This is a genomic window from Deltaproteobacteria bacterium (assembly GCA_005879795.1).
Classification (GTDB): Bacteria; Desulfobacterota; Binatia; order DP-6; family DP-6; genus DP-6.
The window spans coordinates 1-23,718 of the sequence record VBKJ01000153.1; the positions used below are offsets into that span (position 1 = coordinate 1).

The 23,718-nt window shown below is 73.1% G+C and carries 25 protein-coding genes; 6 read left to right on the forward strand and 19 right to left on the reverse strand.

Translation table 11 applies throughout. The features are described from left to right. Window position 1: 1 nt before the first annotated feature. The 14 genes from E6J59_12980 to E6J59_13045 form a co-directional block, all read right to left on the reverse strand. Complete coding sequence (locus E6J59_12980; GenBank protein ID TMB18991.1) at window positions 2–472, reverse strand: four-carbon acid sugar kinase family protein; 471 nt, start codon at window positions 470–472, stop codon at window positions 2–4. Window positions 473–631: 159 nt separating this feature from the next. Then, entirely contained in the window at window positions 632–1,672 is a 1,041-nt protein-coding gene (gene pdxA, locus E6J59_12985; protein ID TMB18992.1) for a 4-hydroxythreonine-4-phosphate dehydrogenase PdxA, read from the reverse strand. Window positions 1,673–1,677: 5 nt separating this feature from the next. Continuing rightward, window positions 1,678–2,820 carry a glycosyltransferase family 4 protein gene (locus E6J59_12990; GenBank protein ID TMB18993.1) on the reverse strand — a complete coding sequence of 381 codons (1,143 nt, stop codon included), beginning with the start codon at window positions 2,818–2,820 and terminating at the stop codon, window positions 1,678–1,680. Window positions 2,821–2,836: 16 nt separating this feature from the next. Beyond that, complete coding sequence (locus E6J59_12995; protein ID TMB18994.1) at window positions 2,837–4,513, reverse strand: hypothetical protein; 1,677 nt, start codon at window positions 4,511–4,513, stop codon at window positions 2,837–2,839. Then, window positions 4,510–6,405: a hypothetical protein gene (locus E6J59_13000; protein TMB18995.1), complete on the reverse strand. Its 1,896-nt coding sequence runs from the start codon at window positions 6,403–6,405 to the stop codon at window positions 4,510–4,512. The genes E6J59_12995 and E6J59_13000 overlap by 4 nt, the downstream gene beginning before the upstream one ends. Further along, window positions 6,402–8,426, reverse strand: coding sequence for a phosphodiesterase (locus tag E6J59_13005; protein ID TMB18996.1), 2,025 nt, complete (start codon window positions 8,424–8,426; stop codon window positions 6,402–6,404). Before E6J59_13005 ends, E6J59_13000 begins: the two co-directional genes overlap by 4 nt. Before the next feature lie 44 nt (window positions 8,427–8,470). Continuing rightward, window positions 8,471–9,418, reverse strand: coding sequence for a GTP-binding protein (locus E6J59_13010; protein TMB18997.1), 948 nt, complete (start codon window positions 9,416–9,418; stop codon window positions 8,471–8,473). Then, window positions 9,418–10,806 carry a phosphodiesterase gene (locus E6J59_13015; protein TMB18998.1) on the reverse strand — a complete coding sequence of 463 codons (1,389 nt, stop codon included), beginning with the start codon at window positions 10,804–10,806 and terminating at the stop codon, window positions 9,418–9,420. Before E6J59_13015 ends, E6J59_13010 begins: the two co-directional genes overlap by 1 nt. Further along, window positions 10,613–12,799, reverse strand: a complete 2,187-nt coding sequence (locus tag E6J59_13020; protein TMB18999.1) for a hypothetical protein — start codon at window positions 12,797–12,799, stop codon at window positions 10,613–10,615. Before E6J59_13020 ends, E6J59_13015 begins: the two co-directional genes overlap by 194 nt. 117 nt (window positions 12,800–12,916) lie before the next feature. Continuing rightward, window positions 12,917–13,144 carry a hypothetical protein gene (locus tag E6J59_13025; protein TMB19000.1) on the reverse strand — a complete coding sequence of 76 codons (228 nt, stop codon included), beginning with the start codon at window positions 13,142–13,144 and terminating at the stop codon, window positions 12,917–12,919. A gap of 39 nt (window positions 13,145–13,183) precedes the next feature. After that, window positions 13,184–13,699 (reverse strand): hypothetical protein, encoded by a 516-nt coding sequence (locus E6J59_13030; protein ID TMB19001.1) that lies wholly within the window; start codon window positions 13,697–13,699, stop codon window positions 13,184–13,186. Window positions 13,700–14,056: 357 nt separating this feature from the next. Next, entirely contained in the window at window positions 14,057–15,490 is a 1,434-nt protein-coding gene (locus E6J59_13035; protein ID TMB19002.1) for a sigma-54-dependent Fis family transcriptional regulator, read from the reverse strand. Window positions 15,491–15,504: 14 nt separating this feature from the next. Then, on the reverse strand, window positions 15,505–16,242 hold the full coding sequence (locus tag E6J59_13040) for a HAMP domain-containing histidine kinase (GenBank protein TMB19003.1): 738 nt from the start codon (window positions 16,240–16,242) through the stop codon (window positions 15,505–15,507). Window positions 16,243–16,480: 238 nt separating this feature from the next. Further along, window positions 16,481–16,738: a hypothetical protein gene (locus E6J59_13045; GenBank protein ID TMB19004.1), complete on the reverse strand. Its 258-nt coding sequence runs from the start codon at window positions 16,736–16,738 to the stop codon at window positions 16,481–16,483. A gap of 522 nt (window positions 16,739–17,260) precedes the next feature. On the opposite strand from E6J59_13045, the gene E6J59_13050 reads away from it, so the two are divergent. The 6 genes from E6J59_13050 to E6J59_13075 all read left to right on the forward strand — a co-directional run bounded on the left by E6J59_13050 (window position 17,261) and on the right by E6J59_13075 (window position 21,311). After that, window positions 17,261–17,551 (forward strand): HU family DNA-binding protein, encoded by a 291-nt coding sequence (locus E6J59_13050; protein TMB19005.1) that lies wholly within the window; start codon window positions 17,261–17,263, stop codon window positions 17,549–17,551. A 39-nt stretch (window positions 17,552–17,590) separates the two neighbouring features. Beyond that, window positions 17,591–18,163 carry a hypothetical protein gene (locus tag E6J59_13055; protein TMB19006.1) on the forward strand — a complete coding sequence of 191 codons (573 nt, stop codon included), beginning with the start codon at window positions 17,591–17,593 and terminating at the stop codon, window positions 18,161–18,163. Between the two features lie 143 nt (window positions 18,164–18,306). Further along, window positions 18,307–18,975: a nitroreductase gene (locus E6J59_13060; GenBank protein TMB19007.1), complete on the forward strand. Its 669-nt coding sequence runs from the start codon at window positions 18,307–18,309 to the stop codon at window positions 18,973–18,975. A 59-nt stretch (window positions 18,976–19,034) separates the two neighbouring features. Further along, on the forward strand, window positions 19,035–19,442 hold the full coding sequence (locus E6J59_13065) for a DNA-binding protein (GenBank protein ID TMB19008.1): 408 nt from the start codon (window positions 19,035–19,037) through the stop codon (window positions 19,440–19,442). Continuing rightward, complete coding sequence (locus E6J59_13070; protein ID TMB19009.1) at window positions 19,439–20,563, forward strand: thiolase family protein; 1,125 nt, start codon at window positions 19,439–19,441, stop codon at window positions 20,561–20,563. The genes E6J59_13065 and E6J59_13070 overlap by 4 nt, the downstream gene beginning before the upstream one ends. 100 nt (window positions 20,564–20,663) lie before the next feature. Continuing rightward, window positions 20,664–21,311 carry a YdcF family protein gene (locus E6J59_13075; GenBank protein TMB19010.1) on the forward strand — a complete coding sequence of 216 codons (648 nt, stop codon included), beginning with the start codon at window positions 20,664–20,666 and terminating at the stop codon, window positions 21,309–21,311. A 20-nt stretch (window positions 21,312–21,331) separates the two neighbouring features. Here the strand turns inward: E6J59_13075 and grxD are convergent, their stop codons facing one another. The 5 genes from grxD to E6J59_13100 form a co-directional block, all read right to left on the reverse strand. Continuing rightward, window positions 21,332–21,652 carry a Grx4 family monothiol glutaredoxin gene (grxD, locus tag E6J59_13080; GenBank protein TMB19011.1) on the reverse strand — a complete coding sequence of 107 codons (321 nt, stop codon included), beginning with the start codon at window positions 21,650–21,652 and terminating at the stop codon, window positions 21,332–21,334. Window positions 21,653–21,664: 12 nt separating this feature from the next. After that, the gene (locus E6J59_13085) at window positions 21,665–21,889 is read right to left on the reverse strand and encodes a BolA family transcriptional regulator (protein ID TMB19012.1); all 225 of its coding nucleotides are present in this window, start codon (window positions 21,887–21,889) and stop codon (window positions 21,665–21,667) included. A 58-nt stretch (window positions 21,890–21,947) separates the two neighbouring features. Beyond that, entirely contained in the window at window positions 21,948–22,877 is a 930-nt protein-coding gene (locus E6J59_13090; protein TMB19013.1) for a prohibitin family protein, read from the reverse strand. Continuing rightward, entirely contained in the window at window positions 22,861–23,061 is a 201-nt protein-coding gene (locus tag E6J59_13095) for a hypothetical protein (protein ID TMB19014.1), read from the reverse strand. Before E6J59_13095 ends, E6J59_13090 begins: the two co-directional genes overlap by 17 nt. Window positions 23,062–23,124: 63 nt before the next feature. Further along, complete coding sequence (locus E6J59_13100; protein TMB19015.1) at window positions 23,125–23,478, reverse strand: type II secretion system protein; 354 nt, start codon at window positions 23,476–23,478, stop codon at window positions 23,125–23,127. Window positions 23,479–23,718: the final 240 nt, after the last annotated feature.

Here is a 23,718-nt window from a genome sequence, read left to right on the forward strand (position 1 = left end):
CTCACCGTGAGGCGACTCTACGCAGCGGATGGGGGCGTCGCAAGCGCAGACGCGCTCGCCGGCCGTGGTCGGGGGTGTACTCGTTGCCCCCGATCATCTGCCGTCCCGCGAGCGTGGTGCGGCCGACTTCGGGGATGGCGGGCAGCACGAACGCCTCGTCCAGGCCGAGCGCGTCCATGGCGGCGTCGATCTCGGCGCCGAGCGGCCCGCGCAGCCCCGGGTCGATCTTCTTGAGCACCAGCCCCGCCCAGCCCGGGCCCACGTCGGTCAGCACCGCCGCGACCCGGCGCGCCGCGTCCGCCGGCGCGAGCGTGCGGCTCTGCGTGTTGCGCACGCACGTCGCGCCGCGCGGCCCGGGCCCCCGCGCCTCGAGCGCCGGCTGCACCACGACCCCGCCGCCCCCCGGGAGGAGCTCGGCCCCGACATCGCAGGCCCCGGTGAGGTCGTCGGCGAGAACACGCAACGCATCCATGTAAGTTAGACTCTCAGGCGCGGAGCACGGCGCGGGCGGGCGCCCCGCCGAGCTCCGGGAACTTGCCGAGGGCCGTCGGCGAGGACGTCGTGCGGCGCATCGACGTGCGTTCCGGGGTGGCTCCAGAGGGTGAGGAGCCCTCCTCCCGAGCGCCCGCCGTCACGCCGCCCTCCCGTACGCGGCGGCGAGCCCCGGCTCGGCCGCGCCGCGGCGCGCGAGCGCGATCTCGGCGGCGACGCGGATCGCCTCGAGGAGGTTCCGGTGGTCGGCCATGTTCTTGCCCGCGATGTCGAAGGCCGTCCCGTGCCCGGTCGAGGTCCGGATGAGCGGCAGCCCGACGAGCAGCGTCACCACCTTGCCGAAGCCGAGCAGCTTCACGGCCATGAGCCCCTGGTCGTGGTAGAGCGCGAGGGTGAGGTCGAAGGCGCCGTCGCGTGCCCTGAGAAAGACGGTGTCCGCCGGGAACGGGCCCTGGGCATCGATGCCGCGTGCGCGCGCCGCCGCGATCGCGGGTACGATCTCGTCCCGCTCCTCGCTGCCGAAGGCGCCCTCCTCGCCCGCGTGCGGGTTGAGTCCCGCGACCGCGAGCCGCGGCCGCGCGATGCCCAGGTCGCGGAGCGCCGCGTCGGCCAGCACGAGCCGGTCGAGCACGCGGTCCTTGCGCACGTAGTCGCACACGGCGCGCAGCGCCATGTGGTTCGTGAACAGCATGACGCGCATCTTCCCCAGGAGGAGGAGCATGGCCGGCCTGGTCGCGGTCAGCTCGCCCAGGATCTCCGTCTGCCCCTCGTAGGCGTAGCCGGCCGCGTGCATCGCCTCCTTGTTGAGCGGCGCCGAGACCATGGCGTCGATCTCGCGCGCGAGGGCGAGCCGCCCCGCTTCGCGCGTGTAGTGGACGGCGGCCGCGCCGAAGGCGGGGCGCGTCTCGCCCCAGCGGTGCTCGGCGACGTCGACGTTGCGGTAGTCGATCAGCTCGATCATGCCCGGGCGCCCCCCGGCCTCCGCCGGCCGCGCCAGCGTCCGGATCGGCAGGCGCACCCGCGTTGCCTCCATCGCCCGCTCGAGCACGCGCGCGTCGCCGAGGACGAGCGGGATGGCCCTGGCCGTGACCGAATGATCGGCGAGCGACTTGACGATGATCTCGGGACCGATGCCGGCCGCGTCCCCCATGGTGATCGCGACCCGTGGCCGAAACGCCATTCCGCTCACTCCGTCGGCGCGGCGACCCCGAACCCGTCCGGCGCGCTCGCGGCAAGCTCCGGACCGGCGGCGCGCCGCGCCGCCAGCACGTTGCGATAGATCGCCTCGATCCGGTCGAGGACCGTCTCCCACGCCCGCGCGTCCTCGACCGCGCGCCGGGCGGCGGCACCGAGCCGGGCGCGCGCCCCCGCGTCGGAGAGCAGCTCGACCACGGCGGCCGCGAACGCCGCCTCGTCCCCGTCGGGGACGACCCGGCCGGTGACGCCGTCGCGGAGGCACTTCGCGGACCCGGCCGAGGCGACGATTGCCTTGCCGGCGGCCATGTAGTTGAGGAGCTTCATCGGGAAGCCGGCGCGCTCGCTGCGCGGCGAGACCGCCACGTCGGCCGCGTCGAGCCGCGCCCGGACCTCATCGTAGGACGCGGCGCGCACGATCTCCACCCCGGGGCCGAGGGTGCGCTCGAGCGCCCCGGGCGCGGCGTGCGTCACGAGCACGAGGCGAGCCGCAGCCACCCGCGCCCGCACGCGCGCGAAGCTCGCGAGGAGGAAGCCCAGGTTCTGGTAGCCGTCGAGGTTGCCCGCGTAGCACACGAGCCCGTTCGGGTCCGTCCGCGGCCGGTGGGCGGCGGCGCCCGGCGTGGCGGCGGGGGCGATGCAGGCGAGGTCGCCCGCGGTCACGCCCCGCCGGCGCAGCATCTCGCCCAGCTCCGCGGTGACCGCGATGCAGAAGTCGGCGCGGCGCGGGACGTGCGCATCCAGGAGGAGTCCCACCCGGCGCGCGAGCCGCCGCGCGAGCCGGGCGCGGAAGTAGAGCGGCAGCTCCTCGGCGAGCGCGGTGTGGCCGTGGTACACCACCGGGCAGCTCGCCGCCCGGCCGACCACCAGGCCCGCGATCGCCGCCTCGTAGTTGTGCGCATGGATCAGGTCGATCGCCTCGCGGCGCACGGTGCGCCAGAGGCGGGCCACGAGTACGACATCGCGGGCGAGGCGCGCCGGGCGCGGCCCGGGCCGGCCGCTCGCCACCGCGCCGTAGGTGACGAGGTGGACGGCGTGCCCGCGACCGCGGATACCATCGGCGAGCTGCCGTACCAGCACCTGAGAGCCGCGCAGATCCGGATACGGGCCGGCGAGGACGAGCGCGATGCGCATCAGGGCTGGGAGTCCGTCACTCGGACGTCCTCCCGGGCTCCAGGTAGCCGAGCGCGGCGAGCCGCGCCTCGAGGTCGCGCGTCTCGTCGTCGTCGAAGGGCCGAAGAGCGGGCGCCGTGTCGGCGAGCGGATCGGGCGCCGAGCGGGGCTCGGCGTCCAGCGCGGCGGCGATCGGCCGCCCGTCGAGGCCGGCGGGCACCGGTTCGCCCGCGAGGGCGAGGACCGTCGGAGCGACGTCGACGATGTCCGCGGGCCCGAGCTCGCCGGCCCGACGCACGCCCGCGCCGGCCAGGATGAAGAGGCCGTCCCGGCGGTGGGCGCCGTTCATGCCGCGGCCCTTGCCGCCGCCGTGCTCGGCCGGTGCGAGGCGGCGGAGCGCCGGGCCCGGCCCCACACTGCGCAGGCACGACGGGCTGTACCCGTCCAGCCGCGCGAGCTCGAGCACGAGGTCGGGCGCACGCCCGACGAATGGCCCCGCGTAGAGCTCCTCGCGCCGCCACACGCGCTCGACGACCGGGCGGCCGGCCTCGTCGCGCCAGCCGGCGAGAGCGGCCGCGACCCGCCCGCGGGTCGCCCGGTAGGCGGCCGGGTCGACGACACCCTCGGGCTCGCGGCCGCGGAGGTTCAGCCACACGCTCGGGTGGTAGTCGAGCTCTTCGGCGTAGGCGAGCGTGCGGCTCCACTCGATGCCCGCCAGACGGTGCAGACCCTCGAGGCGACCCGCCGCCGCCGGCGCCCGGCGCACGAGCGCGCCCTGCAGGCGCCGCGGCACGGCCCGGAGCGCCGCGGCGCGCACCAGCCCGGCCAGGCGGCCCCGGCTCGCCCGGCGGAACCCGAGAAGCCCGCACTCCGCCAACCGCCGGTTCAGGTGGACGACGCGGTCGCTCGCGCCTCCGCTCCCGTGATCGGACACGATCGCGACCGCGGCGTCGGGCGGCGCCGCGGCGAGGAGCGCACCCACGGCCCGGTCGAGCGCCTCGTAGACGCGCGCGATCGCACCGGCGAACGGGCTCGGCGCGTGGCGCGGCGAGCGCGGGTCGTGGAAGCGCCAGAAGTGGTGCGCCACGGTGTCCGACTCGCCGAACACGACCATGAGCGCGTCCGGACGCTGGCGCTCGAGCAGCCACGCGGCGAGCTTCGTGCGGCGCTCGACCCCATCGAGGAGCCGCGCGAGCGCGCCCGTGTGCCAGCCTGGCCCCGTCGTGACCTCCTGGAAGTCGGCGAACGGCACCCGGCCGACGAGGCGCCGGATGTCGCGGTAGAACGCACGCGGGTGCACGAAGGAGCCGTCGATCGCGGTCGCGAGCGGGCTGTCGAAGCCGCTCACCATGACGCCGTCGACCGGCTCGGGCGGATAGGTGGCCGGCACGGTCAGCACCGCGACCCGGCGCCCGGCCGCCGACAGCCGCGTCCAGAGCGCGGGCACCCGCCGGTAGCTGCCGTTCACGAAGCGCACGCGATACGTGCCCGGCACCCGCTCCGTGAAGTCGAGGACGCCGTGGCGACCCGGGTTCACGCCGGTGACGAGCGAGGTCCAGGCCGGGAAGCTCGCCGCCGGGATGGTCGAGCGGAGCGGGCCCCAGGCGCCCGCGTCCATCAGGCGTGAGAGGACCGGGAGCCGGCCGGCGGCCGCCCACGGCCGGATCAGGTCGAGCGTCGCCCCGTCGAGGCCGATCACGAGGAGGCGCGTCACTTCCCGTCCTTCGTGACGTAGCCGAGGGCCTCGAGACGCTCCCTCGTCGCGGGGTCCATCTGCCCCGGCTCCGCCCCCCCTGCGTGCGCGCGCGCCTCGAGCACCGACTCGCCCAGCTCGGCGCGCATCTTCTCCGCCTCGGCCGGCGCGCTCGCGACCTCGTTCCGGTGCTCGCCGGGGTCGTGCGGGAGGTCGTAGAGCTCCTCGGGGGCGAGGCCGCGCGGGTTCCCCGCATTGGCGGTGATCAGCTTCCACTCGCGCGTGCGCACCGCCCGCAGGACGTTGCCCTCGAGATCCTCCTCGGCGAACGTGCTCTGCCGCGCCGCCGCGGCGCCCCCGTCGAGCGGGAGGGCATGCCCCTGCATCGCGGCGAGCGGCGCGAGATGCGCCGCCGCGATGATGGTCGGGGCGATGTCGAGGCTGGTTGCGAGCTCGTCCAGCACGCGGCCGGCCTCGCCGGCCGGGGGCAGCCTGTCTGCCCCGGGCGGCTTCACGATGAGCGGCACGTGGATCTGCTCGTCGTAGAGAGTCGTCCCGTGCCACCAGCCGCCGTGCTCGTGGAACTCCTCGCCGTGGTCGGAGGTGAGGACGACGAGCGTCCGGTCGTAGAGCCCGCGGCGCTTCAAGTCGTCGAACAGCACGCCCAGGTGCTCGTCCAGGTACGCCACCTCGCCCGCGTAGAGATGGTGGAGCTTCTCGGCGAGCGCGGGTGGGGGGTTCGGGTTGGCGACGCGCGCCCGGCATTCGCCGTCGAAGGGATGGGCGCAGTAGGGATCGTGCGGGTCCATGTAGTGGGCGAAGAGGAAGAACGGCTCGACGCCCGCGCTCCGATCGAGCCAGCCGCGCACGGCCGCGGTTACCACCTCGGCCGGCTGGTAGTAATGATGCACGTCCACGGAGCGGGCGGCGAAGCGCTCGCGCACCAGACGGAGCCCGCTGTAGAGCGCGAGCTGCGCGGCCGCCTCGCTCGCGCCGAAGAAGAGGTCGGGCGCCAGGTAGCGGTACTCGTCGAAGCCCTGCTGGAAGTTGAAGGCCTCGGAGATGTTCGCGTTGTCGGCGAAGCCGACGGTGTGGTAGCCGCCGCGCCCGAGCACCTCGGCCAGCGTGTCGACGCGATCGGGCAGGCGGTCGGCCTTGTGCATGGCGCCGTGCGACGACGGGTAGAGGCCGGTCAGGATGGTCGCCACCGAGGGCCGCGTCCACGACGCCTGCGCGAAGGTGTTGGCCCAGCGCATGCCGTCGGCGGCGAGCGCATCGATGTGCGGCGTCCTGACGGCGGTCGAGCCGTAGCAGGAGAGGTGGTCGGCGCGCAGCGTGTCGACCATGACGAGGACGACGTTCGGCGCCCCGGCCGGCGCCGCCGCCCGCGGCGGGGCGGGTGCCGGCCCCGGCGCCGGGATGGTGGATGTCCCACCCGCCCACGCCGCGACGAGGAGTGCTACCACGAGGGCGGCCGCTCCCGGGCGGGTGAGCGCCGCCCGCCGCTCGTCCGCGCCGCGGAGCGCGCGCCAGAGGAGGACCGCGGCGAGGGCCGCTAGGGCGAGCGCGCCCACCTGGACGACGAGCGGCACGAGCCCGCGCGGCACCTGCTCGAGGAGCACGTCGCGGATCACGCGGAAGCGGGCGACGGCGAAGGCGAGCGCTGTGCCCACGCCGGCAAGCGCGAGACCGAAGCCGTCGGTGCCGACGACGGCCGCCAGGACGCCCCCGCCGAGCCCGAGCCCGGCGCCCACCGTGCCGTAGGCGGCGAGCGCCCAGCCGAGCGCGGGCAGCTCGCCCGGGCCGTGCGCGTGCCCCCACACCGCCAGCGCCTCGGCCGCACCCACCGCCGCGCCCGCTACGAGGCCACCGGCCAGACCCGCGCCGAGCGCGCGTGTCCTCGCGTTCGTCACCGCGCTGCCGCCAGGAGCGCGTGCCCCTCCATCTCGGACGGCACGGGCACGCCGAAGAAGGCGAGCGCCGTCGGCGCGAGATCCACGATCGCCGGATCCTCGGCCTCGAGGCGGCGCGAGGCCAGGATGACGCCGGGCGTGTCCGCCACGTCGGAGGCGGCATGGTCGCCGCTCCACTTCTTCCAGTTCGGCTCGAACAGGTCCCCGGGGATGCCGCCGAGCGGCGTCCGCCACGAGGTGCGGTAGCCGTCGCGGAAGGCGATCTGCAGGTCGGGCATGCGCTCCGGCGGCGCGCCCGGGAAGATCTCGGGGCCCTTGTAGACCCTGGCGACGAAGCGCTCCCCGGTCGAGGGATCGACCTCCGCCTCGAGCCCGCGCGCGATGGCGTCGAGGAGCGCCTCGTACTCCGCGCCCGGCGCGACGATCCCGTGCCCCTCGCGGCCGCGCAGGTTCACGTAGATCTGCCCCGTGCCGAGCGCGTAGGCGCGCGTCTTCGTCCACTCGACGCCGGGGAAGAAGTCCTCCTTCTCCGCGCCGGGCGCGGCGGCGGCCTGCACCAGGTAGCCGCGGTCGCGCAGCCAGGTGTTCACGTTCAGGCCCGTCCGGTAGCTGTGGAAGCCGTGGTCGGAGAGGACGAGCAGCACGGCCTCGGGGCCGAGCCGCTCGAGCACCTCGCCCACGACGCCGTCCATACGCTGGTAGACGCGCTGCACCGCATCGCCGAAGCGCGCCGCCAGCACGGCGTCGTAGCGGGGGTGGGCCGGGTCGAGGAAGCGGTAGAACATGTGCGCCACGCGATCGGTCTGGGTGAAGACCGAGACGAGGAGGTCCCAGTCCGGGCGTGCGAGCTCGCGCAGCGTCGAGGCGCGCACCTCGTCCATGGTCTGGTCGAGGTCGTCGAGGAAGGCCTGCTCGTCCACGCGCTCGGCGTTGAGCGCCGAGGTGTCCTCCGACCAGCCGACCGTCTTGTAGGGCCCGAGCGCCCCGGCGAGCTCGCCCGCGAACGCACCGGGCGCGCTGATCGCGGCGAAGGGGTGGGCCGGCGCGTAGTTGAGCGGCGACAGGTAGACCCGCAGCGGGTCGAGGGAGAGGACGTGGAAGCGGCAGAGCCCGTCGAGCGCGACCAGCGGGAGCCCGAGCGGTGCGACCACGGGGACGCGAAAGGCGAGCCACGGGCTCCAGCCGCCGCGCCCGACGCGGGTCTCGCGCCCGGCGAAGTCGATCGTCACCGCGTCACGCTCGCGGTCGACGCGCAAGCGGACCGGGATGCTGAGCGCCGGCCGGCCGCCGCCGCGCGGATCGGCCGGCCCGGGCACGTCCGCGCGCGCCGCGTCGCCCGTCACCCGGAGCGCCACCAGCCGCCCGCCGCCCGGATCGCCCTTCCCGTCGGCGGCCAGGTCGCTCGCCAGGTAGAAGAAGGTGCTGTTCGTGCCGAGGAGGTCCGGGACGCCGAGGCCCGAGAGCATGCGCCCGCCCGGCACCGGGTCGGGCGGGAACGCGTACGGCACGCGCAGCACGACCGCGTGCACCCCATGCTCGGCCGCCACCTCCCAGAAGGGCACCCCGCGCCGGCGCGTGTACCCCCGGGCCGGCGCGGACTGGACGACGCCGTGCCAGTACCGCGGCGGCCGTACTCCGCCCGTGCCCACGTCGGGGAGGTACGTCGCCGGGTCACGCTCGATGAAGTCGAAGATACCGTGGCGGGCGGGGCGGGTGCCAGTCGCGAACGTGGTCCACGCCACCGGCGACTGCGGCGGGTTGGTCGAGGCGAGGGGGCGGTAGTCGCCGCGCTCGGCGAGCGCCCGCAGGCGGGGCAGCTTCCCTTCCTCCATCCAGCGCGAGAGGAGCCGCGGGTCGACGCCGTCGAAGCCGAGGATCACCAGCCGCGGCCCGCGGCGCCCGGCCTCCTGCCCGTCGCCGCAGCCGACCACGATCGCCAGCAGGGCGATCGCCACCCCGAGGGTCCGCAGCGCCCTACTCCTCGGGGAGGGTCTCCCAATCATCGGAGTAGGCGGCGCCATCAGCGGGCTCGGGCGCGGGCGGCGCGGGGGCGTCCCGGCGGCGCTCAGCCATGCGGGGCTCTGACTTCCTCGCCCGTCTCGCAGGCGGCGAGCGCGGCCTCGATCCGGCGCTGGTGGCGCCGGATGTCCCGGCCGATGAACACGGCCTGACTCTCCCCCACCCCGTCGTCGAGCTTCACCCAGGTGAGCTCGTGGCGGCCGCAGGTGTAGTTGAAGAGGCATTGCCAGTCGCGGCCCGCGAAGCGCACGATGCCCTTGGCGCGCAGGACGTCGGCGGGCAGGCGGCGGAGCAGGCGCTCGAACGTCTCCTGGCGGAGCGGCAGCCGGGAGCGGTAGAGGAAGCTGCCGATGCCGTCGGCGTGCAGGTGGTCGAAGCCCGCGCGGGCGCGGTCGCGGAAGGCCGCGACCCCGGTCGCGAAGAGCACGTCGCTGTCGATCGCGCCGCGCACGGTCCGCATTTGCTCGGCGCGCGGGTTCAGCTTCGCCAGCCGGCGCTCGAGCCGCGCCACGGCGGCCGCGGCGACCAGGTCGAGCTTGTTCACGACCAGGAAGTCCGCCGCCTCGATCTGTGCCCGCGCCACCCGGGTCTCGTCGAGCTGCCGCTCGACGTTGGCCGCGTCGACCACGGTGACGACCGCGTCGAGCCCGAGGCCCGCGCTCTTCACGCGGTAGGCGAGCGGCTCGGGGTCGGCGAGCCCCGTCGACTCGATGACGATGAGGTGCGGCTTCGCGGTGTCGATGATCTCCTGGATCGCCAGGTCGAAGCGATAGTCGTCGATCGAGCAGCAGATGCAGCCGCTCGTCAGCTCGACCATCTTCTCGACGTTCGCGAGGCCGGTGACGACCCTGCCGTCGATCCCGACCTCACCGATCTCGTTCATGATGACCGCGACGGGCTTCCCGCGGAGCCCGTGCTCGAGCACGTGACGCAGGAGCGTCGTCTTCCCGCTGCCGAGGAAGCCGGTCAGGATGTCGACCGCGACCGTGCGCATCAGTGGAGCGGCCTGCCCACGAGCCCGTCGGGCAGGGGCTGTCCCATCAGGCGGAGCACCGTCGGTGCGATGTCGTAGATCGACACGTCGGGCAGCCGGCCGCGGAGAGGGGCCTCGGCGCCCGCCGTCGAGAGGATGAAGATGCCGTGCCAGTCGTGGTTGGCCTCGTCCGGCCCCGTGTCGTTCTCGAAGGTGTGGATGCCGCCCATCCCGACCGCGCCGACCGAGCGCCAGTCGAGGTCGCCGAAGTAGACGAGGAGATCGGGCGCGACGCCGTTGACGCTGCGGTAGAGGTCCTCGGGCCGGTACGCCTTGCAGCCGATGGTGCGCCCGCTCGGGTCCGAGATCGCCTCGATGCCGGCCACGAGGTCGCTGCGCACGCGCTCGTAGTCCGCGGGGTCGATCGTCCCCGCCGGCTCTCTCCCCTTTACGTTCATGAACAGGCGCCCGTAGTAGCCGCCGTCGCCCCACGCCCTGGTCTTAGTCCAGTCGATCGCCGCCTGGCCGATGGGCGTCGGCTTCGACGGCCGGTTGGCGAGCGTCAGGTAGCCCTCGCGCATCAGCCACTCGTTGAAGCAGATGCCGCCGTCCATCTTCTTGGCGCCGTGGTCGGAGACGACGAGCACGAGGGTGTCGGCCGGGCAGAGGGCGAGCAGCTCGGCCAGCTCCGCGTCCACGTGGCGGTAGTAGTCGCGGATCGCGTGCTCGAAGGGGTTCCCGGCCTCGTGCTTGGGGTGCGCCGGGTCCATGTGGCTCCAGAAGCCGTGCTGGATGCGGTCGACGCCCATCTCGACCAGCATGAAGAAGTCCCAGGAGCGCGTGCGCAGGAGGTGCTTCCCGAGCCGGAGGTGCTTGTCGGTCTTCTCGTACACGCGCTGCAAGAGCCCCGCCTTGTCCGCGGTGCGGAAGTCCTCGACGTCGAGCACGTAACCTTCGGTCACCCGCTCGACCTCGGCCTTGAGCGCCCGCGGGTAGGTGTACTCGTTCCTCGTCGAGGGCGTGAGGAAGCAGGTCACCATCTCGCCGTTCACGGCCGACGGCGGGTAGGTCTGCGGCACGCCGAGGACGACCGTGTGCAGGCCGGCCTGCCCGAGCCAGTCCCAGATGCGCGGCGCCTTCACCTGGGCCGAGCTCGCGAAGGCGTAGCCGTCGTAGGAGCGGTCCTTGCGGTTGCGGAAGCCGTAGAAGCCGAGCTCACCCGGGTCGCGGCTCGACATCATCGAAGTCCAGGCCGGCACCGTGATGGGTGGATGCGTGCTCAGCATGCGGCCGTGTGCACCGCGCGCCATCAGGCCCGCAAGCGTCGGCAGCTGGCTCCGCCAGCGGTCGAAGACGAGCGTGGGTACGGCCGAGTCGAGACCGACGATGAGCACCTTCGAGAACGCCATCCCGCAGGCGCGCGTTTCTATCGGACGCGGCGGAGGGCCGCAATCCCGGCGTGACAGCGGTGGTGGCCTCGGACAGCACACAGGAGTCCGTCCGGGTAATCGTGGCGGCTGCGGCCAGCGCCGTCGGCCCTGTCTCGGCCCTGAGCGTGTAGAGGGCGTAGCCGCCCTCGCGCACCAGGGGCGGATCGCACTCCTCGATGAGGAAGCCACGCCACAGGCGCGCGACCGATGCCTCGAAGGGGTCGCCGGCCGCCTCGAGCCCGGCCAGCTGGATCGCGACGTGCGTCACGCCGAGGCCGTGCGCCGCCGCGGCCAGCGCCTCGGGGGTGACGAGCGTCCGGTAGTCGAGCAGGCCCTGCTCCAGGTAGCTCCCGAGCACGAAGGGGCGCTCGATGTAGTACGGATGCGGGATCTTCTCCAGCACCAGCACGAGCCCCGCGGCCGGCACCTCGGCGTTGGCGCGCTCCCAGAACGCGAAGCGCGCGGAGTGGCGACGGAGGAACTCCGCCGGCGCGAGCAGTCCGGCGGCGACCCGCACCTGGTCGGGCCACAGCGGCTGGAGGAGGCCGGTCGTGAGGGCCAGGTTGCCGGCGATGGTGAGCGCGACGGCCGCCGCGAAGAGCCGGCGCGGGAGGAGCGCCCGCGCCGCCGGCACCCCGGCGACCAACACGAGGGCCAGGCCGGGCAAGACGTAGCGCGGGTGCGCCCACGCCGCCGCCGCCACGATGCCCGCGTAGCCGAGGCCGAGCGCGGCGGTGGCCAGCACCGCGAACCGCCGCCGGCGTACGAGGAGGACCGCGGGGGCGAAGGCGAATGCGAACGGGCTCACGTCCATGCTCTGCCGCGCGCCGTTCTCGAACGAGTCCGGATGCATGGTGAGGTCCCACGGGACGCTCACCACCTCGAGCCCCGCGTAGGGCGTGCCCTCGCGCCGCTCGGCCCAGGTCGTCTGGTACTGCCGGTAGTAGTCGCGGAGGTACTCGCTCGCCGCGCTCGACCAGTGTCGCCCGCCGAACACGGAGTACCCGAAGGGATAGATCGGGTTCCCCGTCTCGGCCGCGTTGCGCACGTACCAGGGACTCGCGGCGAGAAGCGCGAGCAGGCCGAAGGCGAGCGCCGGGCGCACGCGGCGGCGCGCCGGCTCGGCACGCCGGGCGAGCACGGCGAGCAGTCCCGCGCCGAGCAACGCCGGCACCAGGAGCCCCATCGGCTTGCTCCCGCCCGCGAGCCCCGCCATGAGCGCGGCCCGGCGGAGGTCCGCTCCGCTCCCGTCGGCCACCCAGGCGAGGAAGGCCGTGGTCGCGAGCGCCGCATAGAGGACGACGGCCAGGTCCACGCCGGCGTGGGTCATGAGCGACCAGGAGATCGGCAGGGTGAAGAAGAGCGCACCCGCGACCGCTCCCGCGCGCGGCGCGAGATGCCGGCCGGCGAGCGTGGCGAGCGCGAGGGCGGCGGCGACACCCAGGGTGCCGTTCAGCAGCCGGGCGAGCACCTCGCCGCTGGCCGCGAAGCCGAGCGCGAAGACGAAGTTGGGGAGGAACTGCACGTGCCCCCAGAAGCTCCACGGCGTCGGCACGAGGCCGCCGGCGAGGGCATAGAGGCGCGGGTAGACGAGCTGGTACTTCGTCTGGTCGCCGCCCACCGGGGGCGCCAGCATCGTGGGCACCTCGGCGGCGAGGACGAGCGCGGACACGAGGACGAGCGGCCAGGCGCGCCTCAGCACGCCCGGGTCGAGGGCGCGGCAGGCCCGCACGAGGTCGCGGCCGCCGGCGACCAGGGCGGCCGCGCCGAGGAGTGCGATCGGCGTCGAGCGGAGCCGGCCCGCGACGGCGAGTCCCAGGGCCGCGATGCCCGCGAGACCGAGCCCGAACGCGAGCCCGGCGAGCAGGTGCTCGGCGCGGGCGGCGGGCAACGCGCGGAGAGCGCGCAGCGCGAGGAGCCCCGCCGCAGCCGCGGCCGCGAGCGCGGGCACGAGGAGGACGAGGGAGGTCATCGAGGCCCCAGGTAGCCGAGCCAGTAGATCAGGTAGACGGCCGCCGCCCACGCCGCTAGGGCGAGGCGGGTGGCGCGCCGATCGACGGCCTGCGCGCGAGCAGCGGCGGCGGTCTCCTCAATGTGCAAGGGAAACGATGCGCTTCGTCTTGGCGGCATAGCGAACGTAGCGGTATGGGGCCCAGGCGTGCGCGGCGTGGTGGCCGCAGGCGACGAATGCCCGCACGAACGCGGCCAACCCGAGCACGCGTCCGAGCAGCCGGACCGTCGCCATCCCGCCGTCCATTCCGGCGTCGATAGCTCCGCCGATGCCCGCCCTGGCGGGAATTCGTTGCCGATCCTTCATCTCCCCCAGCGTGTCACCGCGCCCGCTGGCGCGTGGCCATCACACGCGGTCCACCAGCTCGACCGGCAGTTCGACGGTTGCGCCCTGCCGGAGAAAGTCGAGGAGAATCTGCACCCGTCCGCGCCCGGAGCAGGGCCGCTGCACGACCGCGATCAACCCCGCGAGCGGGCCGCTCTTGATCTGCACCCGATCCCCCGCCCTGAACGGCGCGAGCGGTCGGATGACACCCCCTTCGCCCGCACTGGCGGCGATGAACCAGATCACGCTGTCCTGGATGGGGGTGGGCGTCGCGCCGAAGGCGACGAAGCTGCGCACGCCGGGCGTCCAGACCACTCGGTAGTAGTGCTCGAGGAGCGCGATGTGTAAGAAGAGGTAGCCCGGAAAGAGGGGCGCTACCTCGTCACGCCCCCACTCGAGGATGCGGGGCAGGAAGACCGCGACCCCGCGCCGCTCGAGCTGCTGCACCGCGTAGTCTTCCTTCCGCACCTTGGTGCGGGCCACGTACCACTGACGGTCCTGACCGCGAGCAACCGAGAGCGGTGCAGGGGCAGGCATACGGAGCCGGCTCGGAGAGCAATTTCAGTGCCACGAAGACGCCCCAGCTGCAGCCGAGGTTCTTGATTTTCCGACGCTTTTGCCCTGCGACGCGTATCCGGAATCCGACCTCTCTCTCGCATCCCTGCATCCGTCGTGCAGGTGCGCTCCCGAACCGGCGCCTGCCCTCCCGAGGGCTAAGGGCCGGGGTAGGGCCGCGCGATCTGGCCGAGAAGCGCGGGGCCGATCAGCCGCGGCGCGCCCGCGATGATCGGGAAGCGGGCCCTGCACCCGCCGCAGACGAACGTCGCTCCTCGATCTCGCTCGCGTGGGCCGGATCCGCCGGCGCGTCGGAGAGGGGGGTCTCGCGCGGGACGCTCAGCTGCCGCTCGCCAGCGCTTCTGGCCCTTCGACCTTGCCGCGCAGCCGGTACTCCTCGCGCCTGAGCCCGTGGAGCTTCATCTTGCGGTGCAGTGTCGCCGCGTCGACGAGCGCGTGCTTGGCGGAGAGGTTGATGCCGCCCCGGTACTTGCGCAGCACGCGCGCGAGGTAGTCCTTCTCCGCGCGGCGCAGGTACTCCTTGAGCGGCACCTCGTAGTCGTAGCCGGCATGGCGGCCGTTGCCGTTCCCCGTTTCCTTGCCGACGCCGCTGTGCCCGGGCAGGTCGACCTCGCGGATGACGGCGCCGCTGGTGCGCAGGATGGCGCGCTCGACCACGTTGCCGAGCTCGCGCACGTTGCCCGGCCAGGCGTAGCTCATGAGCTGCGAGAGGGCCTTGTTCGAGACCCGGTTGATGCCCTTCTCGCGCGCCATCTCGCTGTTGCGGAGGAACTCGCCGACCAGGAGTGGGATGTCCTCGATGCGCTCGCGCAGCGGTGGGATGCGCATCGGCACCACGTTGATGCGGTAGTAGAAGTCCTCGCGCATCCGGCCCTCGGCCACCGCCTGCGCCAACTCCATGTTGGTAGCCGTGATGATCCGCATGTTCACCTTGATGCGGCGGTTCGAGCCGAGCTTCTCGACCTCGCGCTCCTCGAGGACGCGCAGGAGCTTGAGCTGCATGTTGAGCGAGATCGACTCGATCTCATCGAGGAAGAGCGTGCCGGCGGTGGAGAGCTCGATCTTCCCCACCCGGTCGTGGACCGCACCCGTGAACGCGCCGCGCTCGTAGCCGAAGAGCTCGCTCTCGAGGAGCGTGTCCGGGAAGGCGGCGCAGTTGATGGCGACGAAGCGGCCGCCCTTGCGCTTGCCCTGGAAGTGGATGGCGCGGGCGGCCAGTTCCTTGCCGGTCCCCGACTCGCCGTAGATGAGGACGGTGGCATCGTTCTGCGCCAGCACGCCGATGGTCTCGAAGATCTCGTGCATGACCCGGTTGCGGCTCACCATGTTGGCGAACGAGTAGCGGTCGGAGAGCTGGCTGCGGAGGTAGCTGATCTCGTCGAGCAGGCGGCGCTTCTCGAGGATCTTCTCGGTGGCGAGGAGGATCTCCTCCTTCTGGAACGGCTTGGTGATGTAGTCGCTCGCACCTTGCTTGATCGCCTCGACGGCGCCCTTGATGCTGGCGTAGCCGGTGATCATGATCACGTCGAGGTCGGGCCAGCGGTCGCGGATCTCGCGCGTGAGGCCGATGCCGTCGGTACCCGGGATCTTCAGGTCCACGACCGCGAGCGAGAACTCGTGCTCCTGCAGCAGGCGCAGCGCCTCGAGCGCGTTCGGCACGCTCGCCACCGCGTACTGCTGCGAGGAGTACAGCTCCTCGAGCTGGCGGCAGATGAAGGGATCGTCGTCCACGATGAGAATGCGTGTCTCCATTGCCCGACCTCGGTTCAGGGGCACAGCGGAAGGAAGATCACCAGGCTCTTCTCCTCCGGACCCCCGTCACGCTCCAGGAGTTCTCCGCCGTGCAAACCCACGACCTTCTGGGCCACCGCCCACTCGATCCCGGCCTCCGCGGTGCGGAAGAGCGGCGAGGCCTCGTTCGGCAGGCGGAGATGAAAGCCGACTTCCAGCCCGGCACGCTCGCGGCGCGCACTGCGCTCGATGGTGACGGCGATGCTCGACGCGGATCCCACCTGCCTCGTCAGCTGGCGCACCGCCACCTCGAAGGCGCGCGAGAGGTGCCCCGGATCGATGAGCACCCCGCCGCCCTCGCTCGGCCACGCGTCGCCTTCGGACACCATGACCGACGTGCCGTTCAGCTGCGCGCGCACCTGGAAGAGCAGCCCCTCGAGGAGATCCCTCACCGCCATGCGGGTGAAGGAGAGTTGCGTGGGATGGAAGTAGTCGAGCGAGACCCTCAAGAAGTCCTCGAGGTTCTTGATCGTGCGCTCGAGCATCTGCGCCGCGGTCGAGTCCGCCGACTTCGGGGCCGGCTTCTGCTTGAGGTAGTCGGACCAGTAGTAGAGCTTGTGGAAGAAGTTCCCGAGCTCGTGCGCGATCTCGGCCAGCACCTTCTCCTGCACCAACACCGGCGTGCCGTGCTCGGCGCGGAGCAGCGGCGGCCGCGTGACGAGCGGGCCGAGCTTCACGGGGCCCTCGGGGCCGGGGAGCTTGTTGGCTGACATGGCTGCGAGCGATCCGGCGAACGCGGCGGGGGGGTCCGCGCCACCGCCCTCTGCTCGCCTGGCCGCGAACCGGTGGAGGGAGGAGCTACGCGAGCCGGTGGTGACCACCCCGCCCGACATGCCCATCAACTCCCGCGGCATGCCGCCCGAGGCATTCTAGGAGGGGCCCCTGCAGAGTTGCAAGCATGGGTCGCGCAAGCACGCGACACCATGGCGGATGCCTGGACCCGCGCTCCGCTCATCCGAGCGGCCCCGCGCCCGGCGGCCTGGTCTCGAAGGCGAGCTTCAAGTTGTGGACTTTGCGAAGCTCGTAGTCCATCTTGAGCAGGGCCTCGATCAACGTCTTGATCTCGAGGGTCATCCGATCGAGCTCCTCGAAGGAGACGCGCTCGAGCTCCCGCCGGACCTGCTCGTAGAGGTTGAGGAGGCTGCCGACCCCGCCGGCCGCCGAGAAGCGCCGATCCATCTCCTCGTAGGAGGCGAGGATGCGCTCCAAGCGGTCACGGACGCCGTCGCTCGGTGTACCGGTCTCGTTCACAGATTGCCCGCGGGCGGCTTGACGGTGTGCAATTTGAGTGCCACGGAACTCCGTGATTCTCCAAGAATATCAACGGCCACTGCGGCGGTCCTGCACGCCCGGGACCGGCAAGCCTGCATGATCGCACGCGCCCGGGAGCGCGCACTGCGCGCCTGCAAGAACCCCCACCGCACGATCGCCCCGGCCCAGGGCGAGGGACGACCCGCCCTGAGCAGGTGCCTGGTCGCCCGTGCGCCGGGACGGTAGCGACCCGCGGGTATGGCCGCGGGGCCGCCGGCGCAGCGCCTCTGCGCCGGCACGCCCGCGCACCCGGGACCCGAGGAGCGGAGACGGCGGCCACGCCCCCTGCCCGCGCGCATCACCACGTCCCGCGCGCACCGGCCGTGCGCGCGCCGAGCCCTTGGTAGACGTGGGTTTCCTTGACACCCGCATGGCGGGTGCCGTAAGGTCGCGCCGCTCTCCACCCCCCCAGGAGGTCTGATGACGAAGGCACAATTGGTGGCGAAACTCGCCGAAGGGACCGGCGCCAGCCGCAAGCAGGTCGACGAGATCCTCGCGTCCATCATCGATACCGTGGTCAAGACCGTGAAGAAGGGCGAATCGGTCAAGATCCCGGGCCTCGGCATCTTCCGCCTGCGCAAGATGAAGGCGCGCATGGGGCGCAACCCGCAAACCGGCGAGCCCATCAAGATTCCCGCGCGCAAGAAGGTTGGCTTCTCGGTCGCGAAGACCTTCAAGGACACGGTGCTCGGCAACAGCAGCAAGAAGTAATCGCTGGCGCCGGTCGGGTGGACCGGCAGGAGGTAGGCCATGAGACGGGAACCGCTCTTCCTGGCGTCCGTACTCGCGTTGCTCGGCGGCTGCGCGACCCTGCTGCACGGGCCGTATCAGGAGGTCGCTCTCGAATCGAATCCCCCGGGCGCGACGGCCACGATCATGCCGACGCTCTCCGAGCGCGGAACGAACTACCTCGACCCGACCAAGCAGTACACCGTCACGACGCCGGCCACCGTGCGGCTGCGCCGCGACAACACGTATCGCGTCGACATCCAGAAGTCCGGCTACAAGCTCGCCACGACCAAGCTCGTCAGCAGCTACGACTGGCTCAACGCGCCGGTCGCGTGCGGGCCCTGCGAGCTGATCGGCGACCTGCCCACCTACGATCTCAAGGGGAGGGCGCTGCCGCTGCGCTTCCTGGAGGGGGCCTTCTACGAGTACCCGCGCGGCTTCGTCGCCGCGTGGGGGAAGGGGCTGCGTATCCTCAGCCCCGAGGCGCTGCTCGGCAACGCCTTCAAGCTCCGGCCCCGGGAGGGCAGCTTCTTCACGGACTGGCACGGGCTCGGCACGCCGAAGGTCGAGGCCGCGCTCGAGCCGGCGGGCTAGCCAGCCAGCGCGACGCTGGGGTCGAAGGCGGGTGCGGCCGTCCAGACGCCCGGCCTCCCGGCGGCCCGACCGCCCTCCCCCACCCCGACGCTTCTCGCCGGCGCGGTAGCGGCCGCGCCGGGCTTGGCCTATGGATCCGTAGCATGGCCGGGCCGCTCGACTTCTTCACCGTCGTCGACACGCAGCGGGCGCTACGCCGCTTCCGCTCCGATCCGGTGCCGGACGCCGCCATCCGCCGTGTGATCGCGGCCGCCACGCGCGCGCCCTCGGCGCGCGGCGCGGAGCCCTGGTTCTTCGTCGTGGTGCGCGACGAGCGGGCCCGCGCCGCGATCGGCGAGCGCTATCGCGCCGCCTGGGAGGCGGCCGAGCAGTTCACCGCTGCGGCCGACGCTGACCGCGATGTGCGCGACCGTCCGCACTACGCGCGCATGATGCGCGGGGTGCGCGACCTCGCGCTCAACTTCGCCGCGGCCCCCGTCCTGATCGTCTGCTGCCTCGACCACCGCCAGCTCGGTCCGCTCGCCGGCCCGGACTGCTCGCTCCGCTCGCCGCTTGCCGCCTACGCCTCGATCTTCCCGGCGGTACAGAATGTCCTCCTCGCCGCACGGGCGCTCGGCCTGGGCGCGACGCTCACCACGCTCCACCGCACCTTCGAGCCCGCGCTCAAGGCGGTCCTCGACATTCCGGCGGGGGTCGAGGCAGTGGCCCTCGTCCCGCTCGGCTATCCGGTCGATCGCTTCGGCGCGACGCGGCGGAAGCCGGTCGAGGAGGTGGCGTTCCTCGATCGCTGGGGGAAGCCGTTCCGCGGCTGAGGCCGGAGCCAGGCCCTCACCCGTGTGTGGTGAGCGGGCGTCGTGATAGACAGACGCCCATGGCGGATGCGCGCGCCATCGTCGACGGCCTGTTCGTAACCGACGCGGACGGGCCGCGCCTCCTTACCGCGCGCTGCCCCGCGTGCGGTAAGCCGCACTTCCCGGCGGGGCCGGTGTGTCCATACTGCGCCGCCGACGGCTGCCTCGAGATGCGCGTCGGACCCGAGGCCCGGCTCTGCCTCTACACCGCGGTGCAGACGCGGCCACCCGGCTACCGGGGCGAGATGCCCTACGGCTTCGGGGTCGTCGAACTCGCGGGCGGCCTGCGCGTGATCGCGCGCCTCACCGAGGCACGGCCCGAGCGGCTGCGGCCGGGCCTGTCGATGCGTCTGGTCGTCGAGCCGCTCTTCACCGACGACGAGGGACGGCTCGTCCTCTCCTACGCTTTCCGTCCGGAGGGGCGGTGAGGCCGGTCTACATCTCCGGCGTGGGCATCCACTCCTTCGGGCGCTTCCCGGAGAAGAGCGTCACCGCGCTCGGCGCCCAGGCGGTGCGCACGGCGCTGGCCGACGCCGGCTTGAGGCGCGGCGATTTCCAAGCGGCGTTTTGCGGGACGGTCTACAGCGGCGTCGCCGCCGGGCACAAGGTGCTGACGGCGCTCGGCCTCTGCGGCGTGCCGATCGTGAACGTCGAGGCGGGCTGCGCGAGCGGCGGCGCGGCGCTCGCCCTCGGCGCGGCGCAGGTGGCGAGCGGGCGCCACGACTGCGTGCTCGTCTTCGGGCTCGAGAAGATGCCGCGCGGCATCATCCGCTCGAGCTTCTTCGAGCCGTGGCGCGAGGAGGCGGGGCTCGCCGCCACGCCCGCCTACTTCGCCCTCCGCGCCCAGCGCCTGATGGTCGAGAGCGACGTCCGGCTCGAGGACCTGGCGCGCGTGTCGGCCACGAACCACCGCCACGGGGTCGCGAACCCGCACGCGATGTACCGAAGAGCGCTCTCGGTGGAGGAGATCCTGGCCTCCCCGGTCGTATGCGAGCCGCTCCGGCTCCTCATGCTGTGCGCGCCCAACGAGGGCGCCGCGGCCGTCGTGCTCTCGGCGCGGCCCACACCCGTGCGCGTGGCCGCCGCGGCGCTCCGCTCGCACCACGCCGGCTCGGTGCTGGGCGAGCACACGCCGCTCTCCGGCCTGGCCGAGGACGGGGTCCCGACACCCACCGAGATGGCGGCCGCCGACGCCTGGGCCGAGGCCGGCCTCGGCCCCGCGGACCTCGACGTGGTCGAGCTGCAGGACACGGACGCCGCGCGCGCGATCCTCGCCGCCGAGGAGCTCGGCCTGTGCGCGAAGCACGGCGGCGGGCGCTGGGTGCGCGACGGCGGCGGCGAGATGACCTCGCGGCTGCCGGTCAACCCTTCGGGCGGTCTCCTCTCGAAGGGCGAGCCGCTCGGCGCCTCGGCACTCGGCCAGATCGTCGAGCTCACCTGGCAGCTGCGCGGCGCGGCGGGGCCGCGCCAGGTGCCCGGCGCGCACGTCGCGCTCGCGCACACGGTGGGCCGCGGCGCCAACGCCTGCGTCGTCATCCTGGCACGCTGACGGGTGGGCGGCCGGGGGGGCGGGCGCCCGCCAGGTCGACTCCGAAAAGCTCGGCAGCGGTCTTTGACATTCCCAGCCCGGGTCCGGACACTGCCGCGCCATGCGGGCCGCGCTCGGCGTCGCCGTCGCGCTCGCGGCCGTGGCGGTCGCCGCGATCCTCGCCGCCGGGCGCGTGCTGGTGGTGGCCGACCCGCTCCCGCCCCGCGCCGATGCGATCGTCGTCCTCGCCGGGTCCGTCCCCGACCGGGCCCTCGAGGCGGCCGACCTCTACGGCACCGGGCGCGCGCCGCGCGTGGTCGTGACGCGCGAGCGCCTGCCACGCGGCCAGGCGGCGCTGCGCGCCCGCGGCGTGCGCCTGCCCGAGGAGGACGAGCTCACGGTGACGGCGCTGCGCCAGCTCGGCGTCCCGCCGACCGCCATCCTCCTGCTGCGCCGACGCGCCGTCAGCACCGAGAGCGAGGCGCGCACCATCGCGCGCTGGGCGTGCCGCCAGGGGGTCCGGCGCCTCGTCGTCGTCACCTCCCGCGCGCACACGCGCCGCGCCCGGCTGATCCTCCGCCAGGCCCTCGGCAAGGGCATCGAGCTCGCGATGCGCCCGTCGCGCTCCGATGCCTTCACCGCCGCCCGCTGGTGGCGCGTCCGCCGCGACGCCAAGCTCGTCTTGAGCGAGTACGAGAAGCTCGCCAACTACTGGCTCACCCAGAGCTGGCGGATCGCGCCCTGCGGCGGGATCAGGCGGCGCGACTGAACGGCGCCGCGCTCGGACTCTCAGCCCTCGACCGCCCTGCGCAGCAGCGGCGCGAGCTCCCCGCGCGCATGCATCTCACGCACGATGTCGCACCCGCCGACGAACTTCCCGCCCGCGTACACCTGGGGGATGGTCGGCCAGCTGGAGAAGCGCTTGATCCCCTCGCGCTTCTCCGGCTCGGCGAGCACGTCGATCGCCTTGAAGGGCACGCCGATCTCCCTGAGCACCGCCACCGTCGCGGCCGAGAAGCCGCACATCGGAAAGCTCGGCGTCCCCTTCATGTAGACGACGATGTTGTTCCCCTTCACCTCGCGCGCGATGTCGTCCAGTACGTCGGCCATCCGGGCTCTCTCCTACGCCGCGGCCGTGCGCAGCGCCAGCGCGTGAATCTCCGGCATGAGGGTGCCGAGGACCCCGTAGATCATCTGGTGCTGCTCGATGAGCGTCTTGCCGGCGAAGGCCGCGGTCCGCACCCGCACCTCGAAGTGGTCGCCGGCGCCGGTCGTGTCCTCGACCTGGACCTGGGCACCGGGCAGCGCCGCCTCGATGCGACGGCGGATCTCGTCGGGGCTCGTCATCCGCACACCTCCATGGGCTGGTACACGCTCGCCACGGGCGACGCAAGCGCGGGGGGCTTCAGCGCCCGGTGCCCGCGTGCGCCTCGCCCGCGCCGAGGTCCTTCAGGTTCAGGAAGGGGACCGCGCCGCCGCCGGTGAACTGGGGCAGGGAGCCGTTCCAGCGGTCGATCGCCTTGTTCTGGATGAGGAGCGACGTGAGCGACTCCTGGAGGAGGCGGTTCGCCTCGGCCTGCGCCTTGGCCTTCACCAGGGTCGCCTGCGCGTCGCCCTCACCCTCCGCCACCTTCGCCTTGGCGAGCGTCTGCTGGCGCTGCAGCTCGTACTCCGCCTGCTGCGCCTGCTGCTGGGCGGCCATCTTCTGCTGCAGCTGCTTCTCGATGATGTCGGGCAGGTGGCTCGCGCCAAGGTTGACCTTGTCGACCACGAAGCCCATCTTGTTCATCTCGTTCCGCAGGTCGTCCTGGATGCGGGCCTGGAGCTGGCCGCGCTGGGCGGAGATCAGCTCGGTGAGCGACATCTGTCCGGCCGCGTTCTGCGATACGGTGATGATCGTCCGGCGGATGAAGGTGCGCTCGATGTCGGCGATGTCGGCACCCCGAAACGAGCGGAAGACGTCGGCCGCCTGCTCGTGGCTCGTGTTGTAGGTGACGGAGATGTCCTGGCGGATGTGCTGCCCCTCTTTCGTGGGCAGGTCGATCGAATCGTCGCCCTGCGCGGTGCCCTCGCCGCCCCGCTGCACCATGGTGTAGGTGCGGAGCGCGACCGGGTAGGACTGCACCTGCGTGATCCACGGGACGCGCCAGGCCACCCCCTGCCCCACCGTCTTGAGCGCTCCCGACCAGCGGTTGAAGACCACGCCCACGTTGCCGGGCTGGATGATGGTGAACGAGGACCACACCGCGGCGACCAGGAAGAGCACCAGGCCGAGCACCGCGCCGCTCGCCAGCACGGCAGGCGCGTTCGCACGCACGTCATCCGTCATGGCCATCCTTCCGCCCGAACTTCCCGTCGCTGCGCCGCTCGAGGACGACGACGCGCCGCGCGCGGCGCGCGGCGCCGCCGCGCAGGAGACGGGCGATGCGGGCCTCGAGCCAGCGACGCAGCGGGCGGAGCGCCCCGTAGAGCGCGAGCACCAGCCCCACCAGGACGAGCAGCTCGCCGGCGCTGAGCATCGGCAAGGCTTATAGCGCGCGCCGCGGCGCGGACCAATGTGGCGCGCTCGGCGCGGGCCTGGTCTACGAGCAGCTCAGGTTCGGGCTCGCGTCGCTCGTCCAGGTGCAGGTCCGGGTCGCCTGCGGATGGCTCGTGCGGATGGTGAACGAGTTCCCCAGGCCGGTCGCCGTGCAGCCCACGCCGGGCGAGAGATTCACGCCGGGCATGAGCGAGCAGTCGCCGCTGAAGTAGCCGAGCGTGTAGCCGTAGTAGGCTTCCTCGGCGGTGGCCGCGTTGCGTGCGTCCTGCATCACGCGCGCGTCGTAGCCCTTGCCCTTCTGGCCCGCGAACTGCGGCATGGCGAGCGCCGCCAGCGTGCCGATGATGGCGACCACCACCAGGAGTTCGACGAGCGTGAAGCCGGCCGTGCGCCGCATGCCCGGGTCTGGAGCAAACCCGGTGCCAGAGCCGCGAAGGCCGCCGGGGGTTGGATTTTCCGCACAAAGGCGGCACCGGCTCGACGGGGGCGGCAAGGGGCTGACGGCGCCCGGGGGCCGCCGTCGCGCGGCCGGCCGGGGTTCCCGATGGATGCAACAGCGCCAGCCCCGGCGCCCCGCAGGGCATCCCCGCGCGCGCCGCTGCGAACGACGACGTGGGCGGGCGTGCCGTACCGTGCG

What these genes read in the sequence shown, in the direction of transcription:
- E6J59_13085 (TMB19012.1), bottom strand. Translation starts at nt 21,889, where the DNA reads ATGACGAGCCCCGACGAGATCCGCCGTCGCATCGAGGCGGCGCTGCCC.
- pdxA (TMB18992.1), bottom strand. Translation starts at nt 1,672, where the DNA reads ATGGCGTTTCGGCCACGGGTCGCGATCACCATGGGGGACGCGGCCGGC.
- E6J59_13020 (TMB18999.1), bottom strand. Translation starts at nt 12,799, where the DNA reads ATGACCTCCCTCGTCCTCCTCGTGCCCGCGCTCGCGGCCGCGGCTGCG.
- E6J59_13075 (TMB19010.1), top strand. Translation starts at nt 20,664, where the DNA reads ATGCGGGCCGCGCTCGGCGTCGCCGTCGCGCTCGCGGCCGTGGCGGTC.
- E6J59_13040 (TMB19003.1), bottom strand. Translation starts at nt 16,242, where the DNA reads ATGTCAGCCAACAAGCTCCCCGGCCCCGAGGGCCCCGTGAAGCTCGGC.
- E6J59_13090 (TMB19013.1), bottom strand. Translation starts at nt 22,877, where the DNA reads ATGGCCATGACGGATGACGTGCGTGCGAACGCGCCTGCCGTGCTGGCG.
- E6J59_13050 (TMB19005.1), top strand. Translation starts at nt 17,261, where the DNA reads ATGACGAAGGCACAATTGGTGGCGAAACTCGCCGAAGGGACCGGCGCC.
- E6J59_13025 (TMB19000.1), bottom strand. Translation starts at nt 13,144, where the DNA reads ATGAAGGATCGGCAACGAATTCCCGCCAGGGCGGGCATCGGCGGAGCT.
- E6J59_13065 (TMB19008.1), top strand. Translation starts at nt 19,035, where the DNA reads ATGGCGGATGCGCGCGCCATCGTCGACGGCCTGTTCGTAACCGACGCG.
- E6J59_13005 (TMB18996.1), bottom strand. Translation starts at nt 8,426, where the DNA reads ATGGCGCCGCCTACTCCGATGATTGGGAGACCCTCCCCGAGGAGTAGG.
- grxD (TMB19011.1), bottom strand. Translation starts at nt 21,652, where the DNA reads ATGGCCGACGTACTGGACGACATCGCGCGCGAGGTGAAGGGGAACAAC.
- E6J59_13095 (TMB19014.1), bottom strand. Translation starts at nt 23,061, where the DNA reads ATGCTCAGCGCCGGCGAGCTGCTCGTCCTGGTGGGGCTGGTGCTCGCG.
- E6J59_13100 (TMB19015.1), bottom strand. Translation starts at nt 23,478, where the DNA reads ATGCGGCGCACGGCCGGCTTCACGCTCGTCGAACTCCTGGTGGTGGTC.
- E6J59_13030 (TMB19001.1), bottom strand. Translation starts at nt 13,699, where the DNA reads ATGCCTGCCCCTGCACCGCTCTCGGTTGCTCGCGGTCAGGACCGTCAG.
- E6J59_13035 (TMB19002.1), bottom strand. Translation starts at nt 15,490, where the DNA reads ATGGAGACACGCATTCTCATCGTGGACGACGATCCCTTCATCTGCCGC.
- E6J59_13010 (TMB18997.1), bottom strand. Translation starts at nt 9,418, where the DNA reads ATGCGCACGGTCGCGGTCGACATCCTGACCGGCTTCCTCGGCAGCGGG.
- E6J59_13055 (TMB19006.1), top strand. Translation starts at nt 17,591, where the DNA reads ATGAGACGGGAACCGCTCTTCCTGGCGTCCGTACTCGCGTTGCTCGGC.
- E6J59_13015 (TMB18998.1), bottom strand. Translation starts at nt 10,806, where the DNA reads ATGGCGTTCTCGAAGGTGCTCATCGTCGGTCTCGACTCGGCCGTACCC.
- E6J59_13060 (TMB19007.1), top strand. Translation starts at nt 18,307, where the DNA reads ATGGCCGGGCCGCTCGACTTCTTCACCGTCGTCGACACGCAGCGGGCG.
- E6J59_12990 (TMB18993.1), bottom strand. Translation starts at nt 2,820, where the DNA reads ATGCGCATCGCGCTCGTCCTCGCCGGCCCGTATCCGGATCTGCGCGGC.
- E6J59_12980 (TMB18991.1), bottom strand. Translation starts at nt 472, where the DNA reads ATGGATGCGTTGCGTGTTCTCGCCGACGACCTCACCGGGGCCTGCGAT.